Annotated in this window: 16 protein-coding genes; 8 read left to right on the top strand and 8 right to left on the bottom strand. The window is 33.5% G+C overall.

Annotation, left to right across the window (positions count from 1 at the left end):
• Positions 1-15: 15 nt before the first annotated feature.
• Positions 16-1,941 carry a glucosamine-6-phosphate deaminase gene (nagB, locus tag AC1RRN_RS08185; protein WP_492966833.1) on the bottom strand — a complete coding sequence of 642 codons (1,926 nt, stop codon included), beginning with the start codon at positions 1,939-1,941 and terminating at the stop codon, positions 16-18.
• A gap of 139 nt (positions 1,942-2,080) precedes the next feature.
• Positions 2,081-2,830 carry a DeoR/GlpR family DNA-binding transcription regulator gene (locus AC1RRN_RS08180; RefSeq protein WP_492966832.1) on the bottom strand — a complete coding sequence of 250 codons (750 nt, stop codon included), beginning with the start codon at positions 2,828-2,830 and terminating at the stop codon, positions 2,081-2,083.
• A gap of 246 nt (positions 2,831-3,076) precedes the next feature.
• On the opposite strand from AC1RRN_RS08180, the gene AC1RRN_RS08175 reads away from it, so the two are divergent.
• From AC1RRN_RS08175 to AC1RRN_RS08140, 8 genes are all read left to right on the top strand, one after another.
• A complete protein-coding gene (locus AC1RRN_RS08175) occupies positions 3,077-6,349 on the top strand; it encodes a SusC/RagA family TonB-linked outer membrane protein (RefSeq protein WP_492966831.1) in 3,273 nt (1,090 codons plus the stop codon).
• Positions 6,350-6,381: 32 nt separating this feature from the next.
• On the top strand, positions 6,382-8,115 hold the full coding sequence (locus AC1RRN_RS08170; protein WP_492966830.1) for a RagB/SusD family nutrient uptake outer membrane protein: 1,734 nt from the start codon (positions 6,382-6,384) through the stop codon (positions 8,113-8,115).
• 253 nt (positions 8,116-8,368) lie between these two features.
• On the top strand, positions 8,369-9,568 hold the full coding sequence (locus AC1RRN_RS08165; protein ID WP_492966829.1) for an exo-beta-N-acetylmuramidase NamZ family protein: 1,200 nt from the start codon (positions 8,369-8,371) through the stop codon (positions 9,566-9,568).
• A 121-nt stretch (positions 9,569-9,689) separates the two neighbouring features.
• Positions 9,690-10,502, top strand: a complete 813-nt coding sequence (gene murQ / locus AC1RRN_RS08160; protein WP_492966828.1) for an N-acetylmuramic acid 6-phosphate etherase — start codon at positions 9,690-9,692, stop codon at positions 10,500-10,502.
• A gap of 177 nt (positions 10,503-10,679) precedes the next feature.
• Positions 10,680-12,185 (top strand): sodium:solute symporter, encoded by a 1,506-nt coding sequence (locus AC1RRN_RS08155; protein ID WP_492966827.1) that lies wholly within the window; start codon positions 10,680-10,682, stop codon positions 12,183-12,185.
• 77 nt (positions 12,186-12,262) lie between these two features.
• On the top strand, positions 12,263-15,256 hold the full coding sequence (locus AC1RRN_RS08150) for a serine hydrolase domain-containing protein (RefSeq protein WP_492966826.1): 2,994 nt from the start codon (positions 12,263-12,265) through the stop codon (positions 15,254-15,256).
• A gap of 66 nt (positions 15,257-15,322) precedes the next feature.
• Positions 15,323-16,594, top strand: a complete 1,272-nt coding sequence (locus AC1RRN_RS08145) for an acyltransferase family protein (protein WP_492966825.1) — start codon at positions 15,323-15,325, stop codon at positions 16,592-16,594.
• A gap of 572 nt (positions 16,595-17,166) precedes the next feature.
• Positions 17,167-18,261, top strand: a complete 1,095-nt coding sequence (locus AC1RRN_RS08140) for an exopolyphosphatase (RefSeq protein ID WP_492966824.1) — start codon at positions 17,167-17,169, stop codon at positions 18,259-18,261.
• Positions 18,262-18,363: 102 nt separating this feature from the next.
• Here AC1RRN_RS08140 and AC1RRN_RS08135 read toward each other — a convergent pair whose 3' ends face one another.
• The 6 genes from AC1RRN_RS08135 to AC1RRN_RS08110 form a co-directional block, all read right to left on the bottom strand.
• Complete coding sequence (locus tag AC1RRN_RS08135) at positions 18,364-19,137, bottom strand: isocitrate lyase/PEP mutase family protein (RefSeq protein ID WP_492966823.1); 774 nt, start codon at positions 19,135-19,137, stop codon at positions 18,364-18,366.
• Positions 19,138-19,181: 44 nt separating this feature from the next.
• Positions 19,182-20,204 (bottom strand): saccharopine dehydrogenase family protein, encoded by a 1,023-nt coding sequence (locus AC1RRN_RS08130; protein ID WP_492966822.1) that lies wholly within the window; start codon positions 20,202-20,204, stop codon positions 19,182-19,184.
• 65 nt (positions 20,205-20,269) lie between these two features.
• Positions 20,270-20,740, bottom strand: a complete 471-nt coding sequence (locus AC1RRN_RS08125; RefSeq protein WP_492966821.1) for a YybH family protein — start codon at positions 20,738-20,740, stop codon at positions 20,270-20,272.
• A gap of 86 nt (positions 20,741-20,826) precedes the next feature.
• Positions 20,827-21,402 carry a Crp/Fnr family transcriptional regulator gene (locus AC1RRN_RS08120; RefSeq protein WP_492966820.1) on the bottom strand — a complete coding sequence of 192 codons (576 nt, stop codon included), beginning with the start codon at positions 21,400-21,402 and terminating at the stop codon, positions 20,827-20,829.
• 171 nt (positions 21,403-21,573) lie between these two features.
• Positions 21,574-21,879: a hypothetical protein gene (locus AC1RRN_RS08115; RefSeq protein WP_492966819.1), complete on the bottom strand. Its 306-nt coding sequence runs from the start codon at positions 21,877-21,879 to the stop codon at positions 21,574-21,576.
• Positions 21,880-22,064: 185 nt separating this feature from the next.
• Positions 22,065-22,595, bottom strand: coding sequence for a hypothetical protein (locus AC1RRN_RS08110; protein ID WP_492966818.1), 531 nt, complete (start codon positions 22,593-22,595; stop codon positions 22,065-22,067).
• Between the last annotated feature and the right edge of the window lies 1 nt (position 22,596).

Here is a 22,596-nt window from a genome sequence, read left to right as displayed (position 1 = left end):
CAGGTTTAAAACTAACTAATAATCAAAACGTTTAAAAGCTTCAATTGCTTCGTATTCTGCTAATCCTAATTCATCGTAAAGGATTGCTGTATTTTTGTTTCGGTCTTCTGCCCTAACCCAAAATTCGCGAGAATCATTTCCTTGAAACATAACTCTGTCCTTTTGAGATTGGTGGTATAAAATCGCATGACGCTTCAATAATACTTCTGATGGAGAAAGTGGCACTGCCATATCAATTTCATGAATATCCCATTCGTGCCAAGCGCCTCTGTATAACCATAACCAGCAGTCATCCATATATTTTTCTGGTTTCAATTCTTTCATAGCTGCAAAAATCGCGTTTAGACAAACTTCATGCGTTCCATGCGGATCTGCTAAATCTCCTGCAGCAAAAACCTGATGCGGTTTTATTTTAGCAATAATATCTTTTACAATGGCAATATCTTCAGGTCCTAACGGATTTTTCTTTACTTGTCCTGTTTCATAAAATGGAAGATCTAAAAAGTGTGTATTTTCATCTTTTAATCCGATGTATCTTGTTGCTGCGTAAGATTCTCTTCTTCTGATAAGTCCTTTTAATTTTCGAACTTCCAAAGAATCAATTTGGTTTTCTGATTTGCTATTCAAAAACTCAATTACAGCTTTGAAATTTATTCCACTGCCGGCTTCACCAATAAAATCTTTGGCAACTTCGGCAAATTTCAACGCCTCATCATCTGTAACCGCTATATTTCCAGAGGTTTGATATACTACATGTACATCGTGTCCTTGTTTTATCAATTTTGAAAAAGTTCCTCCCATAGAAATCACATCATCATCTGGATGCGGACTAAAAAGAATCACTCGTTTTTTTGCAGGATTGGCTCTTTCCGGACGATGTGAATCATCCGTATTTGGTTTTCCACCTGGCCATCCTGTAATGGTATGCTGCAATACGTTGAACATATTAATGTTCAAATCGTAAGCAGAACCTTCTTGTGCCAAAAGATCAGACATACCATTATTATTATAATCTCTATCGGTAAGTTTTAAAATGGATTGTTTTGTTTTTTTACAAAGCCAAACAATCGCTTTGCTTTTTAATTCTTCTGTCCAAACACATTCCCCAACTAGCCAAGGCGTTTTGAAACGTGTTAATTCTGAAGCTGCAGACTGATCTAAAACGAAAGTAGCATTTTGATGGTTTTGCAAAAATGTAGCAGGAACTTCCGAACTAATGTCCCCCTGAATTGTTCTCTTAATAATAGAGGCTTTATTTTGTCCCCACGCCATTAAAACAATTCTTTTCGATCTAAGAATGGTCGAAACTCCCATTGTAATAGCACGTTTGGGAACGTTGTCAATACCATTAAAGTCTGAAGAAGCATCGACTCTTGTAATATGATCTAAAGTAATGATTCGGGTTCCTGAATTGATATGCGATCCCGGTTCGTTGAAACCAACGTGACCTGTACGTCCGATACCTAATAATTGAAAATCAAGTCCCCCAGCTTGTTTAATTTTCAATTCATAATCAATACAGTATTGATTTAACTGCTCTAAAGCAATTGTTCCGTCAGGAATATTTACATTTTCAGGCTTAATGTCAATGTGGTTAAAAAGATGCTGATGCATGAAGTAATGGTAACTTTGGCGGTTTTCCTTATTCATTGGATAATATTCATCCAAATTAAAAGTGATAACATTGCTAAAGCTAAGACCTTCCTCTTTGTACATTCTAACTAATTCCTCATATACTTTAATTGGTGAAGAACCAGTTGCAAGTCCAAGCACGCAAGATTGATTTGCAGCTTGTTTTAAACGTATTAATTCAGCTATTTCTTGAGCGACATTTTTTGAAGCTTCCGCAGAATTTTCAAAGATCACATTATGATTTTTTTCAAATCGGGTTTCTTCAAATTTCCCAGGTATGTCGTAAGCCAAAGAAGTAGTGGTTTTCATAATATATCTATTGTAGTTAAAATTTAGTTTTAACAAATATAGATACAAAAAACAAAACAAGTACATTATTTTGCGTTATTTAACAAAATAAAATTAAAATAACGCAAAAAAACGCACACTAGTTTGAATGAGTTTTAAATTACAATATAAAAACGCCTGATTTTCGATACTCTTCGAGCCTTGTGTCTTCAGGATTTAAATTCGTCACGATGGTATCTAATTGATTCAAATCGCAGACAACATGAGGCATTTTTGTATTTAATTTTTCTGAAGAAAACATCGAAATAACTCTGTCAGAAGCCTCTATCATTGCTTTTTTTACCATTGAAACTTCATAACCAACCTCGGTAAGTCCTTGTTTAATATTAATACTGCTCGCACCTATAAAACAAATATCAGCCTTAATTTTAGACACCACCTGAATCACGTCTATACCGATTGTTACCATTGCGTTTTTTTGCATTTTCCCACCAATAAATATTAAATCAATATTAGGGTGTTGAGATAACTGCATTGCAATTGGAAGACTATATGTATATATTGTAGCTTTTAAATCTGAAGGAATAAGTTTTGCGAATACTAAATTTGTACTTCCTCCACTCATTATAATAACTTGGTCATCATGCAATAACGATAATGCTTTTGTAACAATCTGCTTTTTTTCTTCTTCTTCTGAAATATGTATATCAAAAACATTAGCAGATTTTTCTTTAACCTGTACTGCCCCGCCATACACCTTCTCCAGTAGTTTCTTGCCGTCAAGTTCGTTTAAATCCCTTCTAATAGTATCCTCTGATAAATCCAGAGCCAAAGCCAAATCAGTTGTCACAACCCTCTGTTCTTCAACAAGCTTAGTCATTATATATTTATGTCTTTCGGCTTTCAGCATTTTTTAAAAAGTTAAAATTCAGGACAAATATATCAAATAATTCTATTGAAAGTGTGGGATTAATCAGAAACTGCAATAGTTTGCATTTTTAAGATAAAAAAATAAAAACAGAAAAAATTAACACATAAAATTTGCGTTATTTTGCGTTATTTAAGTAATTTTTAGAAATAAAACACAAAATATTGCATTTGTATGCAATAAATAAATATATTTGCTCAACAACCATTAAAAAAAACCAAAATAATTATGAAAAAATTATTCCTTATTTCATTATTGGTTTTGTTTATTCAAGCGTCGTTTGGACAAACAAAAACAATTACTGGTACTGTAAAAAGCCAAAAGGATGGAATTCCTATACCGGGAGTTACAGTCCAGATACAGGGAACTACAAATGGTACAACAACTGATTTTGACGGAAATTTCAACATCAGTATCGCACCAGGACGTAGTCTAACTTTTAGCTACATGGGATTTGAAACTCAGGTAGTAAAAATTGAAGGACAACAAAAACTTACTGTTTCTCTTGTAGAAAGTACTTCAAAATTGGATGAAGTAGTTGTAGTGGGATTCTCTTCTCAGAAAAAAGCAAATCTTACTGGAGCAGTTGCTAAGGTAGATGTTAAAAAAGCTTTAGGAAGTATTCCTATTACAGACATCACAAGAGGTTTACAAGGAACTACTCCCGGACTTAATATTACTTTTAATTCAGGTAATATAAGCAAAGGATCAAATGTTAATATTCGTGGTGCCGGAACTATTGTAAATGGAGTAGCTACAGGATCACCACTTATCTTAGTTGACGGTGTTCCAGGCGATTTGTCATTATTAAATTCAGAAGATGTAGAATCAATGTCTGTACTTAAAGACGCTGCTTCTGCTTCTATTTACGGTGCACGTGCTGCATTTGGAGTTATATTAATTACTACTAAAAGTGGTAAAAATGCAAAAGGAAAAGTAAGATTCGCTTATAGCAACAATACAGGCTGGAGCAATCCAATTTCTTTGGTTAATTTTAATGATCCTACTGTAGAGCTTCCGGCAATGATCGAGGCACAAGCCAGAGCTGGTAATGCGAATCCGGAATCTTTTGGTATGAACTACAAAACATTATTGCCTGGTATCATTAACTGGAAGGAAAAATACGCTTCTACAAGAAACCCTAATGACAAAAATATGATTTTGGGAGAAGATTTTGATGTGATTGGTGGAAAAGAATATTTTTACAGAATTTGGAATCCGCATGATGAAATGTTAAAAAAGAATGCAACACAAACGCTTCACAATTTATCAGCTCAGGGTTCTTTGGGTGAAAAAAGCTCGTTTATTGTTTCGTTAGGTCTTTCTAACCAAGAAGGTGTAATGAAAATCAATAACGAAACCAACAAAAGATTCAATCTTAACCTTGGTATGACTACACAGTTAGCTAGCTGGCTTACCGGAGATTTTAAAGTATTAGGAACTTTCCAGGAATATGACTCTCCTTTTAACTACTATAACAGTGGTCTTGATACCGAGGGTAATGGATATTTTGGATACTATATGCGTTGGGGGTCTTATTTCCCATATGGTACTTATAATGGTACTTATTTCAGACATGCGCCAGGTTATATGGCAAACGCAAGTCAAAATGAAAATAAGTCAAATGATATGAGGATAAGTGGAAAACTTACCGCTCAAATTACAAAAGACTTCAATATAATTGGGGAATATAGTATAAATAATAATTTTTCAAGCCTTAAGATGAATGGTGGTCAGGTACCGCTTTGGGACTGGTGGACAAGTGCAGCTGACTTAGTTTCAGGAAAACCGACATCAATGGAAACTGCAAATGATTTTGTTGCTCAAGCCAAATCATCTTATGTAAGAAATGTAGCAAATGTTTATGCAAATTACACCAAAACATTAGGAGAAAACCATAACTTTAAAGTATTAGGTGGTTTGAACTCAGAATGGTATGATTTTGAAAGAACGTATGCTCGTAGAAATACACTTTTAGATAAAAACAAACCAGAGTTTAATTTAGCTATTGGTGATCAATTTACTTCACCTCTTGTTTCTACTGCAATTTTAAACCCAGGTTTATCAAGATACGCAATTGCCGGATTTTTTGCACGTGTGAATTATGATTACAAAGGAAAATATTTATTGGAAATAAACGGACGTTATGATGGTTCATCAAAATTCCCTACTGATGAGCAATGGGGATTCTTCCCTTCTGCTTCTGTTGGATATAGAATTTCAGAAGAAGGTTTCATGACAGGTACAAAAAGCTGGTTAAATGATTTGAAAATTCGTGGATCTGTTGGTTCAATTGGAAATCAAAATATTGCTGCCAATGCCTTTTTACCAACTATGACTAACTCTAACCCTTTTTGGGTAGGTAGTGGTGCAACTGTGCCTCCTTCTGTTAATCAACCATCAAACATTGATCCGAATTTAACATGGGAAAAAGTAACTACTCAAGATGTAGGTATAGATATTCGTATCTTTGATATGTTAGGTTTAAGTTTTGATTATTACCAACGTGATACCAAAGGAATGTTAGCTCCAGGTAAAACGCTTCCAGGTTCATTTGGTCAGGCTGCTGCCAATACAAACTCAGGAAATTTAAGAACAACTGGTTGGGAACTAGCACTTAACTTTAATAAAAACATAAACAAAGATATAAGTGTTTACGCTGATCTTACCCTTTCAGACAATACTACAGAAGTAACGGAATGGAATAACACTTCTAAATTAATCAGTACTACCTCTTTTTATGCTGGTCAAAAATTGGGTGAAATCTGGGGATTAGAAACAGACCGCTTAATTCAATCTACAGATAATATTGATGCAACAGGATTAATCGTAAATGGTGTTGATTATAAAAACATAAGAACAGGTACTTTTAAATATGGCCCTGGAGATGTAATGTATAAGGACTTAAACGGAGACGGAGTAATCTCAAGAGGAGATGGAACGGCTACTAACCCAGGAGATTTAAAAGTTATTGGAAATACAACACCTCGTTACCAATATGGAGTTCGTCTAGGTGGTGCTTTATACGGATTTGATATTGACGCTTTCTTTCAGGGAGTTGGAAAACGCGAATATTGGGCAACTTCTGACTTAATATTGCCATTCTACAACAGAACAGATGCTATGTATGAGAACCAGAATGACTATTGGACACCACAAAATACCGATGCGTATTTCCCTAATCCATACCCTGGACATTCTGGTAATGCTTTTGGAACTTATGCACAGGGATCAAATAACTTTGTTGCGCAAACACGTTATTTGTTAGACATGTCTTATTTACGTCTAAAATCAGTAACTATTGGATATACTTTTCCTAAAAGTATTACCCAAAAAGTTGGAATCGATAAAATCAGACCATACGTTTCAGGTTTAAATTTAGCTACCTGGAAAAGCAGTAAATTGCCAGTAGATCCTGAAATTAATGAAACTGAAGCGGTTTGGGGAAGAACTTTCCCTTATTCTAAAACAATATCAGTTGGTATACAACTTGCGTTCTAAAAAAGGTATTTAAAAATTAAAAAATAATTAAAATGAGAAAATTAATAACAAACTCCAGGATAAAACTATCAGTTGCCTTGCTTACTTTTGCAAGTCTGGCTGTTAGCTGCTCAGATTTTTTGGATACACCTCCTGAAGATGTGTTTTCAGATGACAATTTTTGGACTTCAGAAAATAACGTAAAAACATATTCTTGGTTAAACTATAATACCTTTAATGGGTACGGAAATAATACTGGTGTTACAGCTGACTTTTATTTTCATGCGGCTACAGGATTAATAGATGACAACCTGGCTAATAACGTATTTACTAACTTTCCGACGGCTGCAAATGCAACTAACGTAAACTGGAACGAATATTATACTTTGATTCGTCGTTGTAATCTTATGATACAAAGAGTGCCTAATGTACCTATGGATCAGGTGAAAAAAAATCACTATTTAGGGGTTGCAAAGTTTTTTAGAGCTCATACTTATTTTCGTTTAGCACAGCAGTTTGGTGATGTGCCATATACAGACATGTATTTAGCTCAAGGTGATGCTAATGTATATAAACCAGCTTTATCGAGAGCAGAAGTTATAGACAATGTAATTAAAGATTTAGAAGAAGCAATTCCAATGTTATTAAACGTTGATGATAATAACGTTACTGTAAATAAATATACTGCTTATGCATTATTAAGCCGAGTATGTTTAGGTGAAGGTACTTACAGAAAGTACAATTTGGCACAGAATGGAAATGCTTATCTTCAGAAAGCAAAAGAAGCTTCTTTAGCTGTAATGAATAATAGCGCTTACAAACTAAACGCAGATTGGAAAGCACTTTACAATTCTGTTGAGCTACTAGGAAATACTGAAGTAATTTTAACAAAAAGATACATTAAAGGTGTTTTAGGAAATTCAGTACAATCGTACACCAATACATCTACTGTTCAAAACGGATTGACAAAATTTGCTGCAGAAAGTTATGTAACTACTAATGGACTACCGATCAAACAAGCTGGCAATGCTCAATATTTGGGTGATAACAATATTGCCAATACTTTTGCGAACAGAGATCCAAGATTTGCTAAAGCTTTTAGTACAGCAGATTATGCCTATTCTGACAAACCTTTTAATGGTTTGACCTCTATCACAGGTTATGTATTTCAATTGTACAATAACCCTGCTACAACAGGTACAGAGGTTACAACAGGTGGACAAAATCAAATTGATGCTCCGGTTTTCACATTAAGTGAGGTTTATTTGAATTACGCTGAAGCTTGTGCAGAATTAGGTACAATTACTAATAATGATCTTAATTTATCAATTAACAAAGTTCGTACACGTGCAGGAATAGCTATTTTAACTACAGATGGTACAAATGCCAGCGCTGGAGGAGTACAAATAAATGATCCGCAAAGAACAACTGCATTAGAGCAAAAAGCAGGAATTGTTAATCCAATTATATGGGAGATTCGTCGTGAACGCAGAATTGAGTTTATGAGTTGGACTACCATGAGAAAAGAAGATCTTATGCGTTGGAAAAAAGGAGATTATTTGGACAGTAATGCTAATCCAGATGTTGTTTTAGGAGCTAAAATAGTTGCTTTGATAGGAACTAATTCTAAAACAAAAGTAAATTCAGACGGATATGTACTTCCTTATGCAGCAGGTGTAACAAGAGCATTTGTATCACCAAAAAATTACTTGAGTGCAATTCCAACCAATGATATTAGTTTATACGCTGCAGAGGGTGTAACTTTAAAACAAAACCCAGGTTGGTAATTCCAAATTCATAAATAAACAAATTGCCCTTTAAATAATTAAAACTGCCTCTGGAACCTAAATCTACCAGAGGCAGTATTTAAAAAGTCTTTTATTCGCATAGAGTGACAGACAAAATAGAATTTCAATCTGAAAAAATCAGATACCCTTTTCTACAATACCACACTACTACAATCAAAAAACATCAAATAGCAATCAAATAATAACTAATTTTATTGGTCCATTTTTGCCTTAACTATTAACTGTAATTACAATGATAAAATTCATAGCAAAAAGTGTTCTTATTGTAACTTCTTTCATCTTTACGTCTTCTTATTCTAATTCACTTTCAACGGTGACAAAAAGCAGTACGGCAACAATTAATCCTCCTGCAATTAAAACCGGAGCTGATAATTATGAGAAATACTTACCGCTTTTAAAAGATAAAAAAATAGGAATCGTCACCAATCAAACCGGAATTTTGTCCGACAAAACTCATGTAGTAGATTTTTTATTAGAGAAAAAAGTTTCAATACAAACCATTTTTGCTCCTGAACACGGGTTTAGAGGAACTGCAGATGCAGGCGAACATGTTGTTGACGGAAAAGATCCTAAAACCGGTTTATCTATAATTTCGCTTTATGGAGACAATAAAAAACCAAAATCGGAACAATTAGCCGGAATCGATATTATGATTTTCGATTTACAGGATGTAGGCGCTCGTTTTTATACCTATATTTCTTCTTTACATTACGTAATGGAAGCTTGCGCAGAAAATAATGTCCCGCTTATAATTCTTGACCGCCCAAATCCTAACGGAAGTATTGTTGACGGTCCGCTTTTAGAAAAAGAATTCACCAGTTTTGTCGGCATGCACCCTATTCCGCTTCTTCACGGAATGACGATTGGCGAATATGCACAAATGATAAACGGAGAAAAATGGCTAAAAAATGCTGTACAATGCAAATTGACAGTTATTCCCTGCGTTAATTACAATCGAAAAATGGAATACAGTTTACTGGTAAAACCATCTCCTAATTTACCAAACGATCAATCCATAAATCTATACGCCAGTTTATGCCTTTTTGAAGGAACAAATGTAAGTGTGGGACGAGGAACCGAAAAGCAATTTCAAATTTATGGTTCTCCATACTTGACAAAAACCAATTTCAGTTTTACTCCGAAACCTAATTTTGGAGCCAAAGATCCGCTTTATAATGGGAAAGAATGTTTTGGTGAAGATTTAACGAGTTATCCTAAACTAAATCAATTAGAATTAAAATGGCTCATTAAAGCCTATCAAAATACCAGTGATAAAACGAAGTTTTTCAATGCTTTTTTTACAAAACTTGCCGGAACAAAAAAACTGCAGCAGCAAATTGAATCCGGAGTTTCAGAAAAAGACATTCGAGAAACCTGGAAAAAAGATCTGAAAGCTTTTCAAATCATGAGAAAAGCATATTTACTCTATTAAACAAAACTGTTTCGTAACTCTAAATTGACTATTTTTTATCAAAATAGAGAAACCTTATACAAATTATTGAAAGCATAAATATCACAAAATCTGCTGTTTCAAAAATCAAAAAAAAAGAAAAATGAAAAATAAAAATCCTGAAACTGAACAAGAATCTTTGTACAAAGACTTGGATCAAATGAGTGTGAAAGAACTTCTTACAAACATCAATACAGAGGACAAAAAAGTGCCTCACATTATCGAAGAGCAGATTCCTAAAATTGAAAAACTGGTTAAAGCGATTGTAAAAAAGATGCAGCTTGGCGGCAGATTGTTTTATATTGGAGCGGGAACTTCCGGACGAATTGGAATTTTAGATGCATCAGAATGTCCTCCAACTTTTGGTGTGCCACATGATATGATTATCGGAATTATTGCTGGTGGAGATACCGCAATTAGAAAAGCAGTTGAAAATGCCGAAGATGATACTGAACAAGCGTGGAAAGATTTAGCGAAATTTGAAATTTCAAGCTTGGATTTTATTATTGGAATTGCAGCTTCCGGAAATACACCTTATGTTTTAGGAGCTTTGAAAAAAGCGAAGGAACACAATGTTAAAACAGGAAGTATTTCTTGTATCAGCAACGGACTTATTGCTCAGGAAGCAGATCATCCGATTGAAGTAATTGTGGGGCCGGAATTCTTAACCGGAAGTACCAGAATGAAAGCCGGAACAGCTCAAAAACTGACCTTAAACATGATCTCTACTTCGGTAATGATAAAATTAGGAAAAGTAAAAGGCAACAAAATGGTTGACATGCAGTTATCTAACGAAAAATTAGTAAAACGCGGTATCAAAATGATTATGGAAGAACTTGAAATTGAATATGATTTAGCCGAAGAATTACTGCAACAACACAAAAGTGTAAGAGCTGTTTTGTTGGCACAAAAATAAAATTCTGCAAATCTAAAAACATACTATTAAAATCTTTTATAGATTTATACAAATCAAAAATAGAATTTTCATTTTTTGGTTATTTAACGGTGACCTAACAGATTTTATAAAATCTGTTAGGTCTAATTAAAATATACCCGTTTTATATAATTTATAAAAAAACACCAAAACTATAAAATGACACCAAGTACCATCCTTCTTCTTATTATCATTTATTTCGGGACATTATTCTACATTTCACACCGGGTGAGCAGAAAAGACAGCGGAAATGATGCTTTTTTTACAGCCAATAAAAACTCAAAATGGTATTTAGTTGCTTTTGGTATGATTGGAACAGCGCTTTCCGGAGTGACCTTTATATCGGTTCCTGGAGAAGTTGGCGCACCAAGTGGTGAACAATTTAAATATTTTCAGTTTGTATTAGGAAATGCGCTAGGATTTATCGTAATCACAAAACTGTTGCTGCCATTGTATTACCGAATGAATCTGACCTCAATTTATGGTTATATTGAACAAAGAATGGGAGTTTACAGCTACAAAACTGCCGCTTCAATTTTCTTAATCAGCAGAACCATAAGTTCAGCATTCAGACTTTATTTAGTGGTTATTGTATTGCAGCGTTTTGTGTTTGATTTCTATCATATTCCGTTCGCTTTTACCGTATTAATTTCTTTAATTCTTATTTTCTCTTATACCTACAGAGGTGGATTAAAAACGATTATTATTACTGATACTTTACAAACATTTTTCCTCGTAACATCGGTTTTTCTTACCATTTATTTCATTTGCGATCGTATGGATCTAAGCGCGGTTAGTGCATTTGAAGAAGTAAAAAACAGTAATTATTCTAAGATATTTTTCTTTGATGATTTCTTCGGAAGTAAATTCCATTTCATCAAACAAATATTAGGCGGAATGTTTGTTACCATTGCCATGACTGGACTTGATCAGGATTTAATGCAAAAAAACCTGAGCTGCAAAAACATTGGCGAAGCACAAAAAAATATGTTCACTTTTACTGGAATCTTTGTAGTCATCAATATTTTCTTTTTAAGTGTTGGCGCACTACTTTACATTTATGCAAACAAAAACGGAATTGCAGTTCCAACTGATTTGATCACAGGCAAACCAAGAACCGATTTACTTTTCCCTGAAATAGCCTTAAATCATTTAGCCGTTGTTCCTGCCATTGTATTTTTACTCGGAATTATCGCGGCGACTTTTGCCACAACAGATTCGGCCTTAACAGCTTTAACGACTTCTTTCTGTGTTGATTTTTTAGGAATGGACAAAAGTGAAAATACCCGAAAAAATACGGTTAGAACGAGACATTTGGTACACATCAGCTTTTCGGTATTGATTTTCTTTGTGATTATTATTTTCAACACAATCAATGATAGTTCTGTTGTTGGAATGATTTTCAAAGTCGCTTCTTATACTTATGGACCGTTATTAGGATTATATGCTTTTGGATTGTTTCAAAAATCAAGAAATGTCAATGATAAATTGGTGCCGTTAATGTGTTTGGCCGCTCCTTTCCTCACCTATTTAATAAATGAAAATTCGAAACTGTTATTCTCTGGATACGTTTTCGATAATGAATTAATCGTCGTAAACGGATTAATAACCTATTTAGGATTATACCTTACAAGTTCTCGTACAAGCGAAAAAATAAGTTTTTAAGCTTCTTAAAAACACAACTAATTTACTAATCAATTGAAGTTAAAAGTTAATCTTCAATTGATTCAAAAAATACTATTATGAAAGATTACATCATAAAGATCAGCCTTTGTGCTTCATTTTTATTTTTAATCACCAATTGCGCTGTCAAAAAAAACAATGCAGTTACAGATTCAAAAAAAGATATTCCATTAAAAGATACCGTTGTTTATCAAGCTGATAAATCAGCAAAAAAAACTTTTTTCAAAGATTCAGATAAAGAAACCGTTTGGGTTGACAGCATTTACAGCAAAATGTCACTTCGTGAAAAAGTGGGACAATTGTTTATGGTTTCGGCTTATTCAAACAGAGATTCTGTTCACGTCAATCAAGTAAAAAATTTAATTGAAGAATATAAAGTAGGAAGCGTTATCTTTTTTCAGGGCGGTCCCGTTCGTCAGGCAAAATTGACCAACTTATATCAGTCAAAAGCAAAAGTGCCTTTGTTCATCGGAATTGATGCTGAATGGGGATTAGCCATGCGTTTAGACTCTACTTATCGTTATCCGTGGAACATGACTTTGGGAGCGATTCAAGATTTAAATTTAATTGAAAAAGTGGGCCGAAACATGGCCAATGAAAACAAGCGAATTGGAATCCATTTCAATTTTGCTCCCGTTTTGGACATCAACACCAATCCTAAAAACCCAATTATCGGAAACCGTTCTTTTGGCGAAGACAAAGTCAACGTAGCCAACAAAGCAACTGCTTTAATGAAAGGCGTGCAGAGTCAGGGCGTTTTCAGTACCGGAAAACATTTCCCCGGACATGGCGACACCTCTACTGACTCGCATCACGCATTGCCTTTGGTTAATTTTTCAAAAGAAAGAATTGATTTAGTCGAATTGTATCCTTATAAAAAACTATTTGATGAAGGTTTAGTATCGGTTATGGTGGGGCATCTTAATATTCCGAGTTTAGAGTCAACTCCAAATTTACCTTCTTCGGCTTCTTATAATGTGGTTACGAATCTTCTTCAAAAAGAATTAGGTTTTGAAGGTTTAATTTTCACCGATGGTTTAGCTATGAAAGGCGCCAGTAATTTTAAAGGCCCAGGAGAATTAGAAATTGCAGTGCTTTTGGCCGGAAATGATATTTTATTGTGTCCAGAAAATGTTCCGGTAGCGGTTATAAAATTAGAAGAAGCTTATGCAAACAATATTATAACCGAAGAACGTTTAGCGCATTCTGTTAAAAAGATTCTGCATTATAAATACAAAGCGGGATTAAATCATTATAAGCCCATTGATATGACCAATATTTATAATGATCTTAATCCGCCCCAAAATGATGCTTTGCATTATCAATTATACGAAAATGCAGTTACCGTTTTAAAAAATGAAAAAGAAATACTTCCGATAAAAGAACTGAATCAAAAAATTGCTTACATAAAATTAGGCGATGATACGAACAGTGCTTTTATTTCTACTTTAAAAAAATATACGGAAATCACAGAAATTAAAGACAACAATCTTGACAGCCTGAATCAGGAATTGAAAAAGTTTGACAAGGTTATTATTAGCTTTCATAAAGTAAATAAACCTTGGGAAAAACAAGAATTTACCTTAACAGAAATGCTTTGGCTGAAAGAAATTGCCAAACACAACAAAGTAATTTTGGACGTTTTTGCCAAACCTTATTCCTTATTATCGATTACTGATTTTGAAGATATTGAAGGATTAGTGGTTTCTTATCAAAATTCTGATATTAGTCAAGTGGTTTCTGCCGAATTACTTTTTGGAGCCATCGAAGCCAAAGGAAAACTACCCGTTTCGATTAATAATTCTTTCAAAGTAAATGACGGATTGACGACCGAAAAAATAAATCGTCTGGCTTTTACCGCTCCTGAAAATGTCAATATGAATCCAGCAATTCTTTCAAAAATAGATGCTGTAGCGCAAAAAGCGATTGATGGAAAAATGACACCAGGAATGCAGGTTTTAGTGGCCAGAAAAGGAAATGTAATTTTCCAGAAATCATACGGATCACAAACCTTCGACAACGGAAAAAAAGTAACCAACACCGATTTGTATGATGTGGCTTCGATTTCAAAAATGATTTCGACATTGCCAAATGTGATGCAATTGTACGATAAAAACAAAGTGACTTTAGATACCAAATTGAAGGATATGGTTCCTTTTTTTGCAAAAACAAATAAAGAAAACATCATCTTTAAAGATTTGCTAAACCATTACGCAGGACTTCAGGCGTGGATTCCGTTTTACAAAGCTACTTTAGACAATAACAATCAGCCTTCTCAAAAATATTATCGTAAAATAGCCGAAATTGGTTATACAACAAAAGTGGCAGACAGTCTTTATATAAGAAATGATTATCACGATACGATTATGAAGATTATTGCTGATACTCCATTGTCTCTTAAAAAAGAATACAAATACAGTGATTTCACGTTCATTATTCTAAAAGAATATTTAGAAAAAAAGACACATAAAAAACTAGAAGAGCTGAGCAAAGAAAATTTCTACAGCACTTTGGGAATGAATTATACACTTTATAATCCGTTACTTAAATTCGACAAAAGCAATGTTGCTCCTACTGAAATTGATACTTATTTCAGACATCAGGTAATTCAGGGATATGTTCACGATATGGCAGCCGCAATGGAAGGCGGAATTGCGGGTCACGCCGGAATTTTTTCTAATGCTATGGATGTTGCCAAAATGATGCAATTGTTTTTACAAAAAGGAAACTACGGCGGCATTCAATATTTTTCACCACAAACTTTCGATGCCTTTAATACTTGTTATTACAAAGATAAAGGTGTTCAAAGAGGTTTAGGTTTTGATAAAAGAATTGGTAAAGGCGGACCAACTTGCAACTGTGTTTCTGAAGCAAGTTTTGGCCATACCGGATTTACAGGAAACATGGCCTGGGTAGATCCGGAAACAGAAATTGTTTATGTTTTTCTATCCAACAGAACATACCCAGAAGTGGTAAATGACGAAAATAAATTAGCCAAAGGAAAAATTCGCGAAGAAATTCAGCAGATTATTCAAGACGCAATCATAAAATAATTTAAGGCAAAAGTCTTGCTTCTTGCCTCTTTCTTCTAAAATCTATTATCTAAAAAAACCAAACCAATGACAAAAGAACGTTTAACCTCGCTGGATGTATTTAGAGGATTTACTATTTTACTGATGACGATTGTCAACAACCCGGGAAGTTGGGCTGCGATTTATCCGCCTTTAGAGCATGCCGAATGGCATGGCTGCACTCCTACTGATTTAGTTTTTCCTTTTTTTGTTTTTATAATGGGAACTGCGATTCCTTTTGCAATGCCGGTAAAACATTTTGACGGAGCCGTTTTTAATAAAATCTTAGTTCGTTCGTTACGAATTTTCTGTTTGGGATTGTTTTTGAGCGTTTTCAGCAGAATCCATTTATTTGGTCTGGAAGGAATTCCATTATTAGGAGTGAGATTGGTCATTGCATTTGCAGTAGCTTATGCCCTTTTGGGAAATTTCAGTTTAAAAGTAAAAACGTATCTCGCTGTCGGGATCTTTATCGCTTTAATTTCTTTGGCTTACAGTGGTCTTGAACATTTTGAAGATACCAGAATCCCTGGAGTTTTACAACGTATAGGAATCGTTTATTTCTTTACTTCTATTTTGTATTTGAAAACAAATTTGAAAACCCAACTTATAGTTGCTGCTTCAATTTTAATTGGTTATTGGCTTTTAATGGCTTTTGTTCCAGTTCCCGGATTTGGTCCTGCCAATTTTGAAAAAGGTACTAATCTTGCTGCCTGGTTAGATAATTTGTTGCTAAATGGACATTTATGGATCGCTTCTAAAACCTGGGATCCGGAAGGAATTCTAAGCACATTACCTGCTATTGGAACAGGGATTCTTGGAATGTTTATAGGGCAGATACTGAACTTACAAATTCCTAAAATTGAAATTGCAAAAAAAACGGCCATTGCAGGAGTTGTGCTGGTAATAGCAGGTTTACTTTGGAATATCATTTTTCCAATCAATAAATCACTTTGGACGAGTTCTTATGTCCTGTATACTGCGGGTATTGCAACAGTATGTCTGACTATTTTATATTACATTATAGACATTTCAAACTATAAAAAATGGGCTAAACTGTTTTTAATCTGGGGCGTAAATCCTATGATTGTATTTTTCTTTTCAGGTATAATTCCAAGGGTGATGAGTGCTATTAAAGTTCAAAATCCGGAAATACCAACTGAAGAAATTAATGCTCAAAGTTTAATTTACAACCACTGGATAGTGCCTTGTTTTGAAAACCCTTTAAACTCTTCATTGGCTTATGCAATTGCCTATGCTATTTTTTGGTCTATTATCCTTTGGATTTTTTACAAAAACAAATTGGTTTTTAAGGTTTAAAATAAATTACTGTAGTAATAACGATAAATAAAATTCAACCATTTTTTGTTAGTTGTTAATTAAAGCTTCAGATTTTCTCTGAAGCTTTTTTTATGAAATAAATTCATTTCTAACACTAATTTTGTCCTTCCGATGAAATAAGAATCTTTATTAAATAACGCCAGTTTTGCAAGTCAAAAATAATTCACAAAACATAAAAAGGCAGCTGATTTTTAAGCGATTTACAATTTAAATGGAATAGAAAAATATGCGAAATCAATAATTTTATACAATTTAGCACATGTAAATTTAAAAATTCACAAGATTTTACCCGCTCTGACTTATTAAATTCCTAACGTTTGCTATTCTTTATCAATAGATTAGAAATGTAAATCCGATCTTATTGACTTTACAATAATCTCATATTAATTAAATGCTATGTTTTCTGCATAACTGGTATATATTACTAAATGATTTTATAAATTTGCGATCTTATTTTTAATATTTTTTTTGAAGTATTTTAAGCCTTGTAATCAATTACTTTTTCGGGTTTTACTCAAAAAAAATTTATATTATAACCATAATTAAATCCAATGATTAAAAAAAACAAATCCCAAATTCTAGTTTTTATTCTTTTAAATTTATTTTTTTCTCTTAATTCATTTGCTCAAAAAAATCTTTATGCCGGAATTGAAATCGGGCGCAGAGCTATAAAAGTTTCTGTTCTGGATGTAAATAATATCAGGAAAGCTGATTATGATATTTTGTATTTCGCAACTGAGAGATTTAGCTTTGCCGATCATATTACAGCTAATGGCGAACTTACCCAGGAAGATATTGACAAAGCTAGTATTACAGTTGCTGATCAATTGAAGAAAATAAAAACGGAGTTCAAGCTTCTTGAAGAAAATATATTTATAGTCGCCGCTCCAGTTTTCTCTTCTGCCCGCAATGTTGACGTTTTAAAAAATAAAATCACTTCCTTAACTCAGAAAAGTCTTTCTATTCTTAATGTTAACGAAGAACCTAAAACGCTGGTTAAAGGTGCTATACCGCCAGTAGATTACGCTAACGCTTTCTTGCTTGATATAGGCGCTCAAACTACCAAAGGAGGATACATCGATGAACTTGAAGATGACAAATTAGAGTTTATACCTTTGGAACTTGATTTCGGTACAATGACACTTACTGATGCTGTACAAAAAACGGTTGCTAATCAAAATCAGGCGAATGATATGTCAGTATATCAGGAAAAATCTTTTGACTTTAACTCGGTTTTGCGTAAGAAGATCAAAGATTTACTTGACAAAAATCCTCTTTTATTAAAAAAAGATAAAATCTATTTATCAGGCGGAGCTGTCTGGGCTTTTGCAACACTATATTATAATGAAAACGTTAAAGAGCATTATGTTTCTTTAAGTATGGAAGATGTTCTTAATTACGATGCGATCCTGAAAAATAATTTCACCAAGTTCACTACCCTTTCTAAAACCAACAAAGAAGCAGCCAGAGTTTTGAGCACGTATGACCAGAAATACCTTATTTCAGCAAATAACATACTTGTAAGCTGTCTGGAAAGCATTCCAAATTTAGAAACAAAAAAAATATACTTTGTAAAAGATGGGCAAACAATCTGGCTTATTTCACACATTGCAGATCGTTCTAAAAAAGTAAATACTAATTTTTAGTATCTTCTAAAATGGTTCAAAAACGGTTTCGTTAGAACTATAAATAAAAAAACACCACTTGAAAAAGTTGGTGTTTTTTTTTATTTATGGAGTCACTTTGTTTTAAAATACACTTCTAAAATCCTGGTTTTTCAATACTGTTTCAACTTCAGATTCTAAATATTGATAAATCTTACTGTTTAAGAAATTCCCCATACTGATTCGTTTTACTCCTGCATTCTGTAGTGCTTTAAAATCTGGTAAATCAGGCATACACATTACGTTTAGTGGTAGTGTAGTCGTTTTTGTAAGCGTTGAAATATCTTCGATTTTTGTCACACAAGGAAAAAATAATCCATGAACACCAGTAGTTTCATAAATACTAATTCTTTTTTTGGCTTCAATCAGACTGTCGGGCATTCCTAACAGGAAAACATCCGAACGAAGATTGATAAATATCTCTATATCTTCTTTTAATAGTTCTTGAACAACTGCTTTAATTTTTTCAGAAAACGTTTCAGCATCTACCATTGTTCTAACTCCATTTTCAACTATAGAATCTTCGATGTTTATTCCGGAAACACCTATTTTGTACAATTCTTTAATGTTTGTTGCAATTTCTTCAGGAGTTTTTCCATAACCCGCTTCCAAATCTACAGAAAATGGTAAAGTTACTGAAGCTGCAATGCGTTTTATAATAAATAGATATTCCTCAAAACTCATTTCTTCCCCATCAGCATAACCAAGCATTTCTGCAATTGCATAGCTCGATGTAGCAATGGCTTTAATACTCGTGTTCTCCATTTTTTTTGCACTCTGAACGTTCCAAACATTCCCAATCAATAAGGGTTCAGACTGATTGTGTAATTCTTTAAATTTTTTAAAATGATTTCCCATATCGTTTAATTTAAAATTAGGAGGCAATCCTACTTTTGAACTTTTTAAATACTAGTTTCTTTGATATCTGAGATTGTGATATCATCAGCATCAAGGGCATTTAAAAAATCAGTTGCGTCAAATGCTTCTCCTAATGTTGTAACTCCTTGCTTTTTAACTTCACCTGCCAAAATTCTTTTTACAGCCTCGACAATTAATGGAGCTGTAACGGCATAAATATCTATTCCTTCCGCTATAATTGATCTTTTCTTATTGTCTTTTGTCGCCACTACTTCCATACAAAAACGCTGAGAAGATCTGTTTTTTTCATCTACAGGTTTAGGCTCTGGTGTTTCGTCACTTCGTATGTCGGCCAAAGAATTTTGACTCAAATAGGTGTTGATCGTATTCACATTGATATGTTGCGAAATCGTAATTATTTCTGAAAGAGGTACAGTTACTACTTCCTGTGTTAATATTGGATGTGGAAAATCCCAAGTTTTTGATTTCACCTCCAGAACAGGTTGCAAACGATTTTCGGCAAACATAAATCTTTGATAATGATTTCGTTCTCCCGTCAATCGTGTTCCTTTTGTTGGATGCCAGGAATCTAAACCGATATAAAGTGCTATCTCATCTACTTTATCCCAATCCTGCGTAAGTGCTGTACTTAATAAATCTCCAAGACCACCGTAAAACGCAGCTGCAGGAATTATTGTTACGTTAGCCTGTTTTGCTTGTTCAGAAAATTGTTCAAAAATGTCTAATACTGCTTTTTGCTCTGCACTAACATCAAGATAGTGTTTTCCTAATCTCATTGCAGACTGAACGATAGGCTCTGCTGTGTCTAAAAAAGGACCTGCACAGTTTACAATTATTGCTGCATCGGCGAAAGCTTTATCCAGCGTTTCCGGATGATTAATATCTGCTACTTTAGTTATTAAATCCGGATAATCTTTACTTAAAATGTCTAATTTATCAGCATCTCGCCCACTAAGAACAGGTCTGTAACCTTGTTGATAAAGTTGGGCAATTAAAAATTTTCCTGTGTGGCCGTAAGCGCCATATACTGCAATTTTATTTTCCATAAAATGATTTTAATTTTTAAAGTTCGCTATTATGTATTGCTTATTATTTGAACGCTTTAATTCATTTATAATTTCCGATTACTACTAAAAGAATCTCTAAACATTTTCCAGCCTTCGGGAGTTTTTCTCCAAAGTACAAGAAATTTACCATCATCAAAAAGTTCTCCCTTTGCATTAAAAGACTGCCACAAACCTTCTTCTGTTACAAACTCAACACCATCGCCATATACAGCAGTGGTAATAAATTTACCATTTCTCATTCCGTAGCTATCGTAAGCAGCTCTAAAGAATTTTGAGGCAGCTTCAGGTCCGCACATTTGTACTGAATTAGGTGCCATAATACAGGCGTCTTTAGCATAACGTTCAATAAAAATAGAAGAATCGTTTTTTACGAATGATTCAAAATAAACAGCATTACTTTCGGCTATTGCTTTTTTAGCTTCTTCTAAAGCCGTATTTTGAATTTCTTTTTTAGAATTCTTGCAAGACAAAAGCATTACAAGAACAATTACAGAGATTAATAATTTGTTGTGCATAATAAATATTGTTATGGTTACCATGCAAAATTGAGTTTATACACATTAAGAACTAGTGACTTATGTCACTTTTTCAGAGAAGCAAATTATTTTTTCAAGCGGCTCAACGTTTCTCTCGATACGCCTAAATAAGCTGCCAATTTCTTTTTTGAAATCCTTTGAATCAGATCCGGATATTCTGTAATTAAGAGATTAAACCGTTCCGTAGCATCGTTGGTCATATAGGTGAGTAATCTTTTTTGTTGTTTTACGAAGCTGTCATTCGCCTTTTTACGAAAAAAATGTTCCATCTTAGAAAAAGTAGCGCATAGTTTTTCGCGATCCTCAAATGAAATCGAAATCAATTCTGTCTGCTCAAGACAAATGATATCAAAAATCGCTACTGTTTGATTATAAAAACCCTGTTGATCTGTAATCCAGCATCCTTCATTGGCAAATTGAATTATATGTTCTTTGCCTTGCTTATCAGTATAATTGGATACGACAAGACCTTTAGAAACCCAATACGTCTGATTTACTTTTTCGCCTTGCTTTACTAGATTTTCGCCTTTTTTAAAAGTAATTTTTGAAAAATATGGCAAGATATCTTCAAACTCTTTTTCTGTAACAGAAGAAAAATTTGCAATATGTTTATAAAAGATATGAAATTCAGATTCGTTCACCTCCTTAATATTTATTTAGATACTTGTTATTAATCAATGTACTACAAGAAATTTAGTACTAAAATAAACTCATTTTTCGGATTAACCAAATCTCCTATTTAGATTCGTATAATAACAAAAAAGACCGTTCTCCCGAACAGTCTTTTTACTATTTTCAGCATTACAAAAAGCTTAAGCTCTAAATAAAGCGTATTTATTGTAGTTGTACAAAACCTGATCATAAGGCACAAAAAGCGATTTTATTTTTTCTGAAGAAGCATTAAATGTGATTCCGTTATGTTTTCTAAACAAATAGATTTCTTTTAAGCAATTCGATAAGCTTTGGTGTATTTCTGATGTAAAAGTTGGTAATTGCTTATCTCCTACTAATAAATCTATTTGATAATTAGAACTACTTTTAGACAAGTTATTTCCAATAATTCTTATTGTAAAAGTGGTCGCTTTTCCGTTTTGTTCACCCTGATACTGTACTACCATAATTTTAGTATTAAAAGTTTTAAATTAATTTTCTCGTCACTTCAACCTAATTCAGTTGAATCCAATATTAAAGTTATGAAAAAATATAAGTTGTTTTACAAACTGATCTTAAATTATCAATTTGTGACAAAGTTATATAAAATTCTATTTTCAGGATTTCTTTATTCTGTTGTTTTAACAGAAATTTAATCCCACTTTCCAGCTAATACTTTATTATGAATATCCGCAGCAAATAAAGGCGTTTCTTCGTTATTATGCTCTTTTACATTTTGCAGCATCTGACTCTTTATAATTTCCAGATCTGTAATATTAGCTGCTTTCAATAACGCTGTGAATTCATCTGTCGAAGTCACCAAAACCCTGTTTACAAACTCACAAGTATTTGCTGTTATGGAAACGATTTTAATTTCCCAGGTTATGCCTAATTTCGTCATTCCCAAATCTGAAATCGAATCTGAAATCGAATTAACCCGACAATGATTTCTTTCGCCAACTTCTTCAATATAATGTTGCACAAGAAGATTACCAGCAATACGCTCCACATTTATAGACATCTTTTTTCCGTCTTGAGAAATCGAAGTTCCTCCCGCAATATGACTAACCGAACAAGATTGGTATTCCTGATCCTTTAATGTAAAAAGCCAATCTGTAATATCTATTTTTTCTGCAGCACAATGAATTATTGCCTTTGTAGTACATTCAGCAAGTATTTTCATT

This window comes from Flavobacterium sp. GW821-FHT11G01, from assembly GCF_058808175.1.
Note: the sequence above shows the minus strand (reverse complement) of the source record. Positions and strands in the feature narration are given on the sequence as shown.